Origin of the sequence: Micromonospora sp. (assembly GCF_048594385.1) — a bacterium.
GTDB lineage: Bacteria > Actinomycetota > Actinomycetes > Mycobacteriales > Micromonosporaceae > Micromonospora > Micromonospora wenchangensis.
Map to the genome: position 1 here is coordinate 1 of NZ_JBMDWU010000136.1, position 13,236 is coordinate 13,236.

The window sequence follows — 13,236 nt, forward strand, 5'->3', positions numbered from 1 at the left end:
CCGCGGGGGCCCGTCGCCGTCGGAGGGGATCAGCTGGCCGCGCAGGTGGCGGTCGCACCGGGGCCGGTGCCGTTGCCCTGGAAGCCGAAGTTGGTCGACTGCCCGGCACCGACCTGCCCGTTGTAGCTCACGTTGGTGAACCGGACGGTTCCGCTGGTGCCGCTGGACTGTGCGCTCCAGGTGCTGGTGACGCTGGCGCCGCCGGGCAGGTTGATGCTGACGTTCCAGCCGTTGAGGGCGGTGGCGCCGGCGGTGACCGTCACGCTCGCCGTGAAGCCACCGTTCCACTGGTTGACCACCACCGACGCGGTGCAGCCGTTGCCGGCCGGCGGCGGCGTGGTGGGGGGCGCCGTGGTGGGCGGCGGGGTCGTCGGCGGAGCCGTGGTGGGCGGCGGGGTGGGCGGCGGGGTCGTCACGGGCGGGTTGGGTGCGCCGTTGGCCAGGCTGAAGGCCAGGTCCGGCTGGAACGAGCCGGCGGTGTAGCGGCAGCCGTCGGCCTCACCCGGCGGCTTCACCCAGAGGTACGCGTCGATGTTGTTGTCGCCGGTGTTGGTCGTCGGGTACTGCCCGATGCGGCGGTCGGTGTTGTCGTCGCCGCACCAGTCACCGCTGGCACCGCCGTTGCGGCTGGTGTCGATGACCTGGCGCTTGCCCGAGATGCCCATGCCGTTGAGGGCGTTGATGACGTTCCGGCCGAAGTTCGCCTCGCTGGAGGTGGGGTTGAAGTTCGACACGTTGGTGAAGAAGCCGTCGGCGTACTGCACGCCGGCCGCCCGCAGGCGGTTGGCCGTCTCGCTGGGGCTGTTCCAGGTGGAGTGACCGCCGTCGAGGTAGACCTTGGCGTTGGGGTTGGCCGCCTTGAGGGTCCGGGTGGCCGTCGAGATCGCCTGGTTACGGGCGTTGATCTCGTTGCTGTTCAGGCAGGTCAGCAGGGCGAGCGAGTCGGTCTCCAGGATGATGATGACCGTCTGGTTGCCCAGCCCACGGGCGAAGTTCGACACCCAGGTCTGGTACTGGTTGAGGTCGGGCGCACCCCCGGCGCTGGCCCCGCCGCAGTCCCGGTTGGTGATCTCGTAGATGGAGAGCACCGGGATCTGCCGCGCGGAGTTGGCGGCGCCGACGAACGACGCGGCCTCGGACTGCGCGGTCGACGGGTTGAAGTTGGCGAACCACCGGGCCTGCGGCTGGCTGGCGATCTTGTCGCGGATGACGCCGACGCGCGAGTCGCCGGGGTTGGCGGCGACCCAGCGGACGACGGCAGTGGTCGGGTCGCGGTAGAGCGGTCCGGATATCGTCCCGGCGGAGGCGGTGCCACCGGCGAGGCAGACGCCGGCGGCGGTGACGCCCGCGACGGCCGCCACACTGAAGGCCGCCACCGATCTACGGCGGAGCGAGGAGAGGGTAGCCACGACGTGTTGCCTCCTGATCACATAGATGTTTCTACATGGGAGCGTTCCCACGACGGTAGCCGAGGTGCGCGCCGCTGCCAAGACATCCGGCCCGCTCATTAAGGCATCGACCAACTTCACCGGATGCAAGGGCGGGGCGGCAGCGTACCGCCGGTGCGGTGGTCCGGCGGCGGGAACGGGAGGCGGTGGCGGTCAGCGGGTCACGGTGTGTGCACCCGGTCGACCTTCACGGTGAGCAGAACCCGCTGCTGTCCACCACCGCCGAAGCCGGGATAGGGGCGACCGAGATATCCGCGGGACGACTCGTCGATGTGCTCGCGGGCACCGGCGGTGGAGATGTCCACCAGGCTGCCGCGCAACGCCCAGTACCGGGCCGGGGCGGCGGGGTCGGCGACGCGACCCGCTGGATCGGGGCGACGCCACCCACACACACGGCGACAGCGGCACCGCCGTCGTGCGCGGTGCCGCTGTCGCCGGGGCGGTCGGCCCCGACCCCTGCCGCGTGCCGATCCGCCGGAGTGGACGGTTCCGTTACGGCCGCAGGGCCTGCGCGGCCGGGGTCCAGGTCGACTCGTCCCTGACGTCGGCGACCCTGATCCCCTGGGCGATCTTCTTCAGCTCGGCCACCGGCAGCTTGTTGCCCAGGCCCATCCCGCTGACCTGGAGCACGACCGTGCCGTCGGCGTTCCAGATGTTGCAGAAGCCGCCGCCTGCGGCGTCGTCGCCCGGGACCGTCCGGTCCGAGCCGGGGTAGCACTTCGTCACCCCCGGCTCCGCGGACTGGTTCGAGCTGCCGGCCGGCGTGACGAAGATGTGGAAGCCGTCCTTGATGCCGTTCTCGGTGGCGTCGTACGGCGCGGTCAGCCCCGAGGTGGGCGCGGCCGGCCGGGTGTACGTCGCGCCGCCGAAGTCACCGGCGCGGGCCGCGGCGATGCCGCTGAGGCCGGGCATGGCGTGCGTGCCCGACTGCAACGGGCGGTAGCCGGCCGGCACGTAGCCGACGGTGAACGGCACCGGGGCCGGCTTCGGCCGGCTGGGCTTCAGACCGCCGACCAGGCCGCCGAGGTCCTGGAAGCTGGGCGAGGACACGGAACTGGAGATCGACGTGACCGCCGCCCAGGCGTCGGGCGCGTACTCCCAGGCGAGCAGCTTGTTGCCCTCGTCGACCGGCTTGCTCGGGTCGAGGCCGACCGGCAGGGTCGCCTGCACGGCCTTGTGCCCGGCCACGGTGACCTTCCGGCCGTTCTTGACCCCGGCCGGGTCGAAGACGCCCGGCCGGTAGACGGTCAGGTACGCCCACAGGCTGGGCTTGCCCCCGGTGGCCCGCTTCTTGCGCTCGATGGCGTCGCCGCCCGCCTCGATCTCGTCGGCCGTGACCGGCTTGTCGTTTGAGATGTGGCCGTCGGAGTAGACCGAGGCGATCTGGTAACCGACCGACGCGACGATCGGGTCCTGCACGTGCAGCGGGCCCGCGTCGTACCCCGTGAAGGTGAAGGTGAACGGCGGGGCGTCTGACCAGCGGGCCTCGGCCGGGCCGGCGGCCGCCGCACCCGCCGGGGGCGGCGCGGCGGTGGTGTCCCGCCCGGCACCCAGGGTCGGCAGCGCGAAGGCGCCGGCGACCGCGACCACGACCAGGCCGGCCGCGCCCGCCGAGGCGAACCCGGCCCGGCGACGCCGCTGCGCCCGCCGGCCCGCCGCGACGATGTCGTCGGCGGTACGGGTCATCGGTGGCTCCTGACCGGTCACCGCGTCCACGAATTCATGCAACTGCACTGGTCCACTCCTCGATCGAATTCCCGGTGAGATTGATGCGTTCGGCGGCGAGCGACTCGCGCAGCTTCGCCAGGCCCCGGGAGACCTGGCTCTTGGCGGTGCCCACGGTGCAGTCGAGGACGCCGGCCGTGTCCTCCAGGCTCAGGCCCAGGTAGTGCCGGAGCACGACGGCGGCCCGCTGCCGGGCCGGTACGGCGTCGAGCGCGGCCCGCAGGCGCATCCGCTCGTCGGTCGCGTCGGCCGGGTCCCGCAGCGCGACGTCCGGCAAGGCGTCACCGGACGACCGCTCCCGCCGCCACGGCCGCCGGGTCTCGTCGACCGCCGCCCGGTAGACCATGGTCTTGACGTAGAGATCGGGCCGCTCCAGCTTCCGCCAGCGGGGATAGAGCTTGACCAGGGCGTTGGCCACGGCGTCCTCAGCCGCGTGCCAGTCACCGCAGGTCATGTACGCCAGCTTGCGCAGCGACGCCATCTGGGACGTCACGAACTCGCGGAACGCCTGTTCGTCTTCGGCTCTCACGTCGACTGCCTCCTTGTGCCGGAGGTAGAACGGGACCACCGGCCCGGGGAGTTGCACGGCCCGGTCAAGTAGTTGCCGGATCACGCTGCGCAACGACGTCCGTTGACGTCCCAGCCGGGTAGGGCCAGGCATACCCGCAACGCTACGACCAGTGGGCTGGGCCGGGCGGCGTCGCCCTGACAGGGTTCGACCATGACCCCGGACGTACCCCTGCACCTGGCGGCGGCGCTGCGCCGACGCGACCACCTGCTCTCCCCGTGGCCGTGGCGGGCGCTGGCCTACCTCGCCACCACCCTGCCGGTCTCCGGTCCCCTGTCGATCGGGCTGCTCGTCGTCGGTGCGCCCCTGGTGGCCGTCCTCAACACGGTGCGGCAGGACCGCCCGGTCGAGCTGCCCATCGTCGTGTTCCTCACCGTCGTCGCCCTGCTGGTGCTCGCGTCGGCCCCGGTCGTCAGCATCGCGGTGGCCGCGGTCGAGCGGTGGCGGCTGCGCCTGGTCGACCCGCGACCGCTGCACCGACCCCGGTTCACGGGTCTGGTGGCCCGCTACACCAGCGCCGCGGCCTGGCGGGAGGTCGGCCACACCTTCCTGCTGGGCGGGCTCGTGCCGCTGGCGTACTGGCTGCTGTTCATGCTCGTGCTGCTCGACGGGACGTTGATCGTCAGCCCCTGGCTGGCCAGCGGCAACGACCCGGTCATCGTGGTCTGGACCACGATCGACACCCCCCGCCAGGCGATCCCGTACGCGGCCGTGGGCGTGCTGTGTGTCCCGGCGCTGGTGTACCTGGCCGTCCTGCTCGCCGCCGGCCAGGCGACGGCGGCCCGTTGGCTGCTCGACGGGTCCGCCGACACCACGGCGCTGCGGGAGGTCACCCGCTCCCGGGCCCGGCTGGTCGACGCGTACGAGGCCGAACGTCGCCGCATCGAGCGGGACGTGCACGACGGCGCGCAGCCCCGGCTGACCAGCCTCACCCTCCAGCTCGGCCTGGCCCGGCTGGACGTACCCGACGACTCCCCCGCCGCCCGACCGTTGGCCGTCGCGCACGAGCAGGCCAAGGGGCTGATGGTCACGCTCCGGCAGATCGTGCAGGGCATCCGCCCGCAGCACCTCACCGAACTCGGCCTGGCCGGCGCCGTCCGGGAACTGGCCGGGGCGGCCACCATCCCGGTCGACGTCCACGCCGACCTCGGGCAGCCGCTGCCGGAGGTGGTCGAGACCACCGCCTACTTCGTGGTGTCCGAGTCCCTGGGCAACGTGGCCCGGCATGCCCACGCGGGCTGGGCCGAGGTGCGACTGACCCGGTCCGCCGGCGGTCTCGTCGTCGAGATCGAGGACGACGGGTGCGGCGACGCCGACCCGGCCCGGGGCAGCGGACTGACCGGGCTCGCCGACCGGGTCGCCGCCGTCGACGGCCGGTTGCTGCTGTCCAGCCCGCCCGGCGGGCCCACCCTGGTGCGGGTGGAGCTGCCGTGTCGCCGGTGACCCGGGTCGTGCTCGCCGAGGACGAGGTGCTCCTGCGGGAGGGCATGATCGGCCTGCTGACCCGGTTCGACTTCGCGGTGGTCGCCGCCGTCGGCTCCGCCCCGGAGCTGCTGGAGGCGGTCGACGCGCACGAACCGGACCTGGTGGTGACCGACATCCGGATGCCGCCGCAGCACCGCGACGACGGGCTGCGGGCCGCCGTCACCGCCCGCGCTGCCCGCCCGCACCTTGCGGTGGTGGTCCTCAGCCAGCACGTGCAGGCCGAGTACGCCGCGGCGCTGCTCGACAGCGGGGACCGTCGCCGGGTCGGTTACCTGCTCAAGGACCGGGTCGCCGACGTCGCCGAATTCGCCGCGACCCTGCGTCGGGTCACCGACGGCGGCACGGCCATCGACCCCGACGTGGTGCGGCACCTGCTGCACCGCCCCCGCGACCCGCTCGCCGCCCTGTCCGCCCGGGAGCGGGAGGTGTTGGTGCTGCTGGCCGAGGGGCACTCCAACGCGGCGATCGCGGCCCGGCTGCACGTCACCGAGGCGGCGATCGGCAAGCACGTCGGCAACATCCTGGCCAAGCTCGACCTGCCGCCCAGCGACGACACCAACCGCCGGGTGCTCGCCGTCCTCACCTACCTGCGGACCGGCCCCGCCCGGTAGCCGGGGCGGGGCCCGGCACCGACGGCCCCGGCAGGTCCACCACCCGGGTCGCCCAGCGGGCCAGCAGCGCCGGATCGTGGGTGATCAACAGCACGCCCGCGCGGTGCCGGCGCTGGTAGTCGGTGACGACGGCGGCGACGTGGGCCTGGGTGGAGGCGTCGAGCATGGCGGTGGCCTCGTCGCAGAGCAGGTGGTCGGGGCGGTGCACGAGGGCGCGGGCCAGGCAGGCGCGTTGCAACTGCCCGTCGCTGACCGCGTGCGGACGCCGGGTGAGCAGGTCGGGGGTGAGCCCGACCAGGTCGGCCAGCTCGGCCGTGCGGGCGGCCACCTGCCCGGCCGGCGTCCCGGTGGCGCGCAGCGGTTCGGCGATCAGGTCGGCCAGGCTCAACCGGGGGTCGCTCGCGGCGCGGGGGCTCTGGAACAGGATCGCCACCCGGGTCCGTACGGCGGCGGGCAGCCGGTGCCGGACCCCGGCGACGGGTTCGCCGTCGAGGGTGATCCGGCCGCCGTCCGGGGCGTGCAGGAAGGCCAGCACCCGGGCGAGGGTTGACTTGCCGCTGCCGGAGGGGCCGCGCAGGCCGACCGTCTCACCGGGAGCGACGTGCAGGTCGACGCGGTCGAGGACGCGCTGCCGGCCGTAGTGGACGGTGACCTGGTGCGCGGCGAGCCCGGCGGGCGCGGTCGACCGGGGGCCGGTCGGGTCGTCGACAGTGGTCGTCATACCGGTGCTCCGGGGGTGTGCGGGTGGTGGCAGGCGACCTGCCCGCTGCCGTCGGTCGCCGGGCGCGGCGGGGTACGGCAGGTGTCGGTGGCCCGGGGGCAGCGCGGGGCGAACGCGCAGCCGGCAGGCAGGTCGGTGAGCATCGGCGGGTGACCGGGCACCGGGGTGAACGCCCGCTCGGGCAGGGCGTCGAGCAGCCCGGCGGTGTAGGGGTGGGCGGGCCTGTCGAACAGGTCCGGGGTGGGCCGGTGTTCGACGACGCGGCTGGCGTACATGACGGCCACGGTGTCGGCGACGCGGCGGGCGGCGGCGAGGTCGTGGGTGATGAGCAGGACGGCGGACCCGGCGTCGCAGCGGCGGCGCAGCAGGTCCAGGGTGTGCTCCACCAGCGGCCGGTCGAGGCCGCTGGTGGGTTCGTCGGCGAGCAGCAGCGACGGGTCGGGGGCCAGCGCCAGCGCGGTGGCCAGCCGCTGGGCCATCCCGCCGGACAGCTCGTGCGGGTAACGGTCGAGGTCGGCGGGGTGCAGGCCGACGTCGGCGGCGGCCCGCCCGGCGGCGTCGGCGACGTCGCGGCGGGGGTGTCCGTGGGCGCGCAGGGTCTCCTCCAGCAGCCGCCGGCCGGTGCGCACCGGGGTGAGGGCGGTGGCCGGGCTCTGCGGGACGAGGCCGACGACCCGCCCCCGGACGTGCCGGGCGAGGTGCCGTTCGCCCGCCGCGACCAGGTCGACCGGGGTGCCGTCCGCCGGGTGCAGGTGGGCGTGCCCGGTGACGGTGGCGTTGCGGGGCAGCAGGCCGAGCAGGGCGTGCGCGAGGACGGACTTGCCGCAGCCCGACTCGCCGACCACGGCCAGCAGCTCGCCGGGGTGCAGGTCGAGGCGCAGGTCGGTGACGGCGTGCACGACGGCGTCGGGGAGCCGGAACCGGACGGTCAGCCCGTCGACGGTCAGCAGCGCCGGCCGGCGGTCGGCGGCGGTGGGCACGGTGCCGGGGGCGCTCGTGGTCACAGCTGCAACTCCGCCCGTACGCGGGGGTCGAGGCGGTCCCGCCAGCGGCCGGTGAGCACGGCCAGGGCGAGGGTGACGGCGACCAGGGCCAGCCCGGGGACGATGCTGGCCCACCACGCGCCGGTGAGCAGGGAACGCTGGCCGTCGTTGATCATGTTGCCGATGGAGGCGAGGTGCGGCGGTAGGCCCAGGCCGAGGAAGGACAGCGCGGTCTCGTGCCAGACGGCGTGCGGCACCATCAGCGTGGTCGCCAACGCGAGCCGGGGCAGCACGTGCGGCAGCAGGTGCCGGGTGAGCACCCGGGCCCGGCCCGCCCCGCCGGAGATCGCGGCGTCGACGAACGGCCGGGACCGCAGGCTGAGCAGTTCGGAGCGGACGATCCGGGCGGTGGACAGCCAGTGCGTCAACGCGATGGAGGCGACGACCGCGCCGAGGCTCGGCCGCAGCATCGCCACGATGAAGATGCCCAGCAGCAGGTGCGGCAGGGCGGCGACGGTGTCGACGACCCGCATCAGCACCCGGTCGACGCGCCCGCCGACACTGCCGGCGACCGCGCCGACGAGACCACCGATGACGGTGGCGACCAGCGCGGCGACCACCCCGACGAGCAGCGAGACGCGCAGCCCGTAGAGGCTGCGCATGGCCACGTCCCGGCCCAGGTCGTCGGTGCCGGCCAGGTGCTCGGGCGAGGGCGCGAGCCGGGTCCGGGCGAGGTCGACCGCGCTCTGGTCCAGCGGCCACAGCAGGGGCGCGAGCAGGCAGGCGACGACCGCGACGACGAGCACGGCGGCGGCCACTCCCGCGCCGGGCCGACCGCCCCGCAGCAGGGTGGCCGGCCGGCGCGGCGGCAGGCGTCGGGCGGGCGGGGCGGCCGGCGGTGGGGCGAGGTCAGTCATCGAGGCGTACCCGGGGGTCGGCGGCGGCGTAGCCGAGGTCGGTGGCCAGGTTCGCGGCCAGCACCACGACGGTGGTGGCCAGGGTGGTGGCGGCCAGCAGCGGGAAGTCGGCGCCCAACGCCGCCTCGACGGTGACCGCACCGAGGCCCGGCAGCGAGAAGACGGTCTCCACCAGCACCGCGCCGCCGACGAGTTCGGGCAGGTGGGTGCCGACCAGGGTGAGGAAGGGCAGCAGCGCGGTCCGCAGCGCGTGGCCGAACAGGACGGTACGGCCGGGCAGCCCCCGGGCGCGGGCGGCCAGCACGTGGTCGTCGCGCAGGCTCTCGGCGACGGCGTCCCGGACGAACAGCACGAACCACGGGGCCTGGGAGATCGCCAGCACGGTCACCGGCAGCACCAGGTGCCGGGCCACGTCGGCCGGGTCGGTGCCGGTCGCGGTGATGTCGGTGAGCCCACCGGCGGGCAGCCAGCCCAGGGTGAGGGCGAACACGGCGATCGCGGCCAACCCGATCCAGAACACCGGCATCGACTGCACGGCGTACGCGACGGACCGCAGGGCGCGGTCGAAGACGCCACCGCGCCGGTACGCGGCCAGGGTGCCCAGCAGCACGCTGGCCACCAGGACGAGGGCGAGGGCCAGTCCGACGAGCAGCAGGGTCCAGCCGGCGCGGGCGGCCAGCACGGAGGTGACGGGTTCGTGGCGGCTGGTGGACCAGCCGAGGTCGCCGCGCAGCAGGTTGCCCACCCAGCGGGCGTACTGCACCGGCAGCGGGTCGTCGACTCCCCAGTTCGCGCGGAGCTGCGCGAGGTTCTCCTCGGTGGTGGTGAAGGCCGCCGCGCCCGCGTACTGCTGCGCCGGGTCGATCGGGGAGGCCGCGCCGAGGGCGAACATGCCCATGCTGGTCGCGGCGAGCACCGGTACGGCGACCAGCAGCCGGCGGCGGATCATGACCCCGGCCCCGGCCAGCCGCCGACGGCGGACGGGCGGTGGGGCCGGCGTCGTCACGACGTCTTCTCCCAGGTGTGCACGTTCCACCAGAGGCTGTTGGCGACGTCGTGCTCGTGCGGCTCGACCCGGGGCGTCACCCCGGTCACGGTGTCGCGCACCACGTAGGTGTGTTGCAGGTAGGTGAGGAACACCCACGGCACGTCGGCGGCGAGCTGCTTCTGGAAGGTGGCGTACGCGGCCCGTCGGGCGGCCGGGTCGGCGGTGTCCCGGCCGGCCTGCAGGGCGGCGTCGACGGTGGCGGACCGGTAGGAGCCGGGGTTGAAGAAGCCCTGCCCGGCGAAGGCGGAACCGAACAGCTTGAACGAGACGAAATCCGGGTCGTACGGGGTGCCGTACCCCATGACCAGCGCGTCGGTCCTCATCCGGGGGGTGATCGCGTCCCAGGTGAGACCCTGCGGGGTGACCGCGACACCGATCTTCCTGGCGTCGGCGGTGAACGCCAGGGCCAGTTCCTTGCGCAGGCTGTCGGTGGCCGGGTACATCAGCGTGAACGCGGCCTGCCGCCCGTCCCTGGCGCGGATGCCGTCCCTGCCGGGGGTCCAGCCGGCGGCGTCGAGGATCGCGGCGGCGGCGGGCCGGTCAGCGGCGGGCCGCCCGGTGACCGACGGCTCGGCGAACTCGGAGGTGGGCGGCACCGGGCCGAACGCCGGCTCCCCCGCCCCGCCGAGCACCCCGGTCACCATGGCCTGCCGGTCCACCGCCGCGTGCAACGCCCGGCGGACCGCCAGGTCGCCCAGGACGGGGTTGCCCATGGGCAGCATCACGCCCCGGTAGTCGGCGGTGGGGACCTTACGCACCTGCTGACCGGCCTGGCCGTCGAATCCGGTCGCCAGCTTCGGCGGCAGCTCGGCCGCGTCGAACTCGCCGGCCCGCATCCGCTGCGCGCGGACGTTGTCGTCGGCGACGAACGCCACCACCACGCCCGGGTTCGCCGGTTTGCCGCCCCAGTACCGCTCGTTCGCCGCCAGCACCAGCCGGTCCCCCGGCGTCCACGACGTCATCCGGTACGGGCCGGTGCCGATCGGCCTGCGGTTGAACTCCGCCTTGTTGACGTCCTGCCCCTCGAACGCCTTCGCCGGCACGATGCCCAGCGCCAACCGTTGCCGGAACGGCGCGTAGGGGTGTTTGAGGGTGAAGACCACGGTGGACGGGTCGGGGGCGGTGACGGAGGCGAGCATGTCGAGGTCCGACCGCAGCGTCGAGTCGACCTTCGGGTCCAGCACCGCCTGGTAGGTGAAGACGACGTCCCCGGCGGTGAGCGGGCTGCCGTCGTGGAACAGCACCCCCTCACGCAGGGTCGCGGTGACCGTCCGGCCGTCCGCCGACACCGTCGGCAGTTCCCGCGCCAGGGCCGGCACGAGCTGGTTGCGGGCGTCCCTGGCGACCAGCCCGTCGAAGATCAGCGACGCGCCGTCGGGGCCGTAGTTGAGCACCGGGTTGAGGGTGTCGGGCTCACCCGCCGTGGCCACCACGACCGGGCCGCCTGCGGTGCGGCCGGTCGACGACGGCGTCGGGGACGCGCAGCCGGCGACGACGGCCAGGACGATGCCGAGCAACGCCGGCAGGCGTACGGACCGGGACGTGACGTGCTCCGGGGAGATTCCGTCCGTGCGCTCGGGCCCCACCGGCAGCTCCCTCGGGTCGTGGATCGACGCAGCGGCGGGCACTCGGGCCAGGTGGGATCATCGCAGGCCCGGGTACCCGCCACTGCTGCCACTATCGCGTAATTGCCAGTCTTTGGCAATAAGACCCGCCGCGCGGCACGGCCGCCACACCGACCGGCCCGGAACGGACGGCGGGCCCGGAGCCGGGTGGCTCCGGGCCCTGAGGGCGTCCGTGATCAGGAGATGGCGCAGGTGATGTTGCCGGGCGGCGGGGTGCCGTTGCCGGTGGCGGTGAACCCGAAGGTGGTCGAGCCGTTGGGCGCGAGCGCGCCGTTGTAGGCGGCGTTGCGGACGGTGACGTTGCCGGTGGTGCCGGTGTTGACGCCGTTCCAGACGCTGCTGATCGCCTGGCCGCTGCCCAGGCTCAGGCCCACGGCCCAGCCGGTGATCGCACCGGAGCTGGTGTTGGCCACGGTGACCTCACCCTGGAAACCGCCGGGCCAGCTGTTGACCGCCTTGTAGGTGGCGGTGCAGCCGCCGGGCCCGCTGGTGGGCGGCGGGGTGGTGGGCGGAGGCGTGGTCGGCGGGGCGGTGGTGGGCGGCGGGGTCGTCGGCGGAGCGGTGGTCGGCGGCGGCGTGGTCGGCGGCGTGGTGGACTGGAACTGGCTGAAGAAGCGCCAGATCTCGCCCGAGGTCCAGGTCCGCGAGTCGTTGGGGGTTCCCGACCCGTCGACCGGGCTGGGGGTGTGGTCACCGTCGAACGCGGCCCACTGCACCGGGAAGCCGGAACGGCAGCCCGAGTAGACGGTGGTGATGTGGGTGAAGGTGTTGAGACCCGGCTCGCGCGGGCTCTGCGCGGTGCACCCGTTGTTCCGGACGAACGTGTCGCGCAGCGACCGGCCCATCGAGATGTTCAGCACGCTGTCGTGGGTGCCGTGGATGCCGAAGTACGGCACCGGCTGGGTGCCGCCGCTGCAGCCACTGAGCTGGGCGCCGGACAGCACGGCGACCGCGCGGACGACGGTGGGCCGGGCGCAGGCCACCGCGTAGCTCATCGCGCCGCCGTAGCTCCAGCCCAGCACGAACCGCTGGGTGGTGTCGACGCACAGGTCGTTCTCGACCTGCCGGAGGATGTCGTCGAAGAGGGTCAGGTCCCGGCCGTTGGTGTTGGCCCAGCCGGCGTCGATGCCCTGCGGGGCGACGAAGATCGTGCTGTTGTTGGACAGCGGCAGCAGGCCGTAGTAGCCGGCCGAGGAGACGTTCTGCGCCGAGCCGTTCAACCAGTGGAAGCCGACGACCAGCCGGTACTGGCGGTTGCGGTCGTAGCCGTCCGGAATCCGCAGGATGTAGCTGCGGTTCTGCCCGCTGCTGGTGATCGTGCGCGTCCCGTTGCTCAACGTGGGGGCCTTGCCGCAGCCCGCCGTCGCCGCGAGGGTGCCGTTCGTGGCCGCCTCCGCCGTCGCGGAGAGGCCGCCGTTCAACGCGCCGCCGACGGTCGCCGCGAGCAGGACGGCCGCGGCGGCGATGGTCGGGAGTAGGTGTCTGTGTCTGACCATTGCTTGGCTCCTTGCCATGGGTCTGGTGTCCCGGTGGTGATACGCGGAGTCGACCCGGCGATGGCCGGCGGGGACGGCAGGATGCGGTGGACACCCGCACCCCGTCTCCTCGCCCGGGCGGGGCGACTCGGGTGGGCGGACGCGCCCGTTCGGCGCGGACGGCACGACGGCTCGGTGGAGCGGCCCGGATCTGGTCGTCGACCGGCAGGGCGGCGCGAGGGGATGCCCTCGTGTGCCGCTGCCAACGGACTCCGACGACGGGAAGCGTGCCCTTCGCTCCCGGCCGAAAGATAGCAGGTTATCGATAACATGCTCAACCGGACGGGCAACGTCGACTGCGGGCACATCCTCGACCGACCCGGCGAACACGGGGGCTGACCTGCGCCGGGACGGGCCGACCGTTCCCGGGACCGGCAGCCGTTGCCGAAACTATCGGAGGCACCGGCTCGTAACTTTCTGGAGCCGGCCGGTCGACGGATGTGACCGTTAACGGCAGTGGACAGCCGGGCGCGGGCGACCCGGCTGTCCGCTGCGACACCCGCCGGGTCGGGAGGGACGCCCGACCGGGCGGCGGATCCGGACCGGTGGCCGGACCCCGCCGCACCGGAC

The 13,236-nt window shown here is 74.0% G+C and carries 12 protein-coding genes; 2 read left to right on the forward strand and 10 right to left on the reverse strand.

Annotated features, from left to right (window positions below):
- Positions 1-29: 29 nt before the first annotated feature.
- The 4 genes from ACOJTC_RS06590 to ACOJTC_RS06605 all read right to left on the reverse strand — a co-directional run bounded on the left by ACOJTC_RS06590 (position 30) and on the right by ACOJTC_RS06605 (position 3,702).
- Positions 30-1,376, reverse strand: a complete 1,347-nt coding sequence (locus ACOJTC_RS06590; protein WP_420116164.1) for a glycoside hydrolase family 6 protein — start codon at positions 1,374-1,376, stop codon at positions 30-32.
- A gap of 233 nt (positions 1,377-1,609) precedes the next feature.
- Positions 1,610-1,840 carry a hypothetical protein gene (locus tag ACOJTC_RS06595; protein ID WP_420116165.1) on the reverse strand — a complete coding sequence of 77 codons (231 nt, stop codon included), beginning with the start codon at positions 1,838-1,840 and terminating at the stop codon, positions 1,610-1,612.
- Between the two features lie 100 nt (positions 1,841-1,940).
- Positions 1,941-3,182: a hypothetical protein gene (locus tag ACOJTC_RS06600; RefSeq protein ID WP_420116166.1), complete on the reverse strand. Its 1,242-nt coding sequence runs from the start codon at positions 3,180-3,182 to the stop codon at positions 1,941-1,943.
- Positions 3,169-3,702, reverse strand: coding sequence for a SigE family RNA polymerase sigma factor (locus ACOJTC_RS06605; RefSeq protein ID WP_357933955.1), 534 nt, complete (start codon positions 3,700-3,702; stop codon positions 3,169-3,171). Before ACOJTC_RS06605 ends, ACOJTC_RS06600 begins: the two co-directional genes overlap by 14 nt.
- Before the next feature lie 192 nt (positions 3,703-3,894).
- Here ACOJTC_RS06605 and ACOJTC_RS06610 point away from each other — a divergent pair, with 192 nt between their 5' ends.
- Together ACOJTC_RS06610 and ACOJTC_RS06615 are read left to right on the forward strand one after the other, a co-directional pair.
- On the forward strand, positions 3,895-5,184 hold the full coding sequence (locus ACOJTC_RS06610) for a sensor histidine kinase (RefSeq protein WP_420116167.1): 1,290 nt from the start codon (positions 3,895-3,897) through the stop codon (positions 5,182-5,184).
- Entirely contained in the window at positions 5,172-5,837 is a 666-nt protein-coding gene (locus ACOJTC_RS06615) for a response regulator (protein WP_420116168.1), read from the forward strand. Before ACOJTC_RS06610 ends, ACOJTC_RS06615 begins: the two co-directional genes overlap by 13 nt.
- Here the strand turns inward: ACOJTC_RS06615 and ACOJTC_RS06620 are convergent.
- From ACOJTC_RS06620 to ACOJTC_RS06645, 6 genes are all read right to left on the reverse strand, one after another.
- Positions 5,806-6,558: an ABC transporter ATP-binding protein gene (locus ACOJTC_RS06620; RefSeq protein WP_420116169.1), complete on the reverse strand. Its 753-nt coding sequence runs from the start codon at positions 6,556-6,558 to the stop codon at positions 5,806-5,808. The genes ACOJTC_RS06615 and ACOJTC_RS06620 overlap by 32 nt on opposite strands.
- Complete coding sequence (locus ACOJTC_RS06625; protein WP_420116170.1) at positions 6,555-7,562, reverse strand: ABC transporter ATP-binding protein; 1,008 nt, start codon at positions 7,560-7,562, stop codon at positions 6,555-6,557. The genes ACOJTC_RS06620 and ACOJTC_RS06625 overlap by 4 nt, the downstream gene beginning before the upstream one ends.
- A complete protein-coding gene (locus tag ACOJTC_RS06630) occupies positions 7,559-8,458 on the reverse strand; it encodes an ABC transporter permease (RefSeq protein ID WP_420116171.1) in 900 nt (299 codons plus the stop codon). Before ACOJTC_RS06630 ends, ACOJTC_RS06625 begins: the two co-directional genes overlap by 4 nt.
- Entirely contained in the window at positions 8,451-9,464 is a 1,014-nt protein-coding gene (locus tag ACOJTC_RS06635; RefSeq protein WP_307826219.1) for an ABC transporter permease, read from the reverse strand. The genes ACOJTC_RS06630 and ACOJTC_RS06635 overlap by 8 nt, the downstream gene beginning before the upstream one ends.
- A complete protein-coding gene (locus ACOJTC_RS06640; protein WP_420116172.1) occupies positions 9,461-11,092 on the reverse strand; it encodes an ABC transporter substrate-binding protein in 1,632 nt (543 codons plus the stop codon). The genes ACOJTC_RS06635 and ACOJTC_RS06640 overlap by 4 nt, the downstream gene beginning before the upstream one ends.
- Positions 11,093-11,307: 215 nt before the next feature.
- The gene (locus tag ACOJTC_RS06645; protein WP_357933976.1) at positions 11,308-12,627 is read right to left on the reverse strand and encodes a cellulose binding domain-containing protein; all 1,320 of its coding nucleotides are present in this window, start codon (positions 12,625-12,627) and stop codon (positions 11,308-11,310) included.
- Positions 12,628-13,236 lie beyond the last annotated feature (609 nt).

Coding starts and splice junctions, on each gene's coding strand:
- ACOJTC_RS06610 (WP_420116167.1), top strand. CDS start 3,895: ATGACCCCGGACGTACCCCTGCACCTGGCGGCGGCGCTGCGCCGACGC.
- ACOJTC_RS06620 (WP_420116169.1), bottom strand. CDS start 6,558: ATGACGACCACTGTCGACGACCCGACCGGCCCCCGGTCGACCGCGCCC.
- ACOJTC_RS06645 (WP_357933976.1), bottom strand. CDS start 12,627: ATGGTCAGACACAGACACCTACTCCCGACCATCGCCGCCGCGGCCGTC.
- ACOJTC_RS06630 (WP_420116171.1), bottom strand. CDS start 8,458: ATGACTGACCTCGCCCCACCGCCGGCCGCCCCGCCCGCCCGACGCCTG.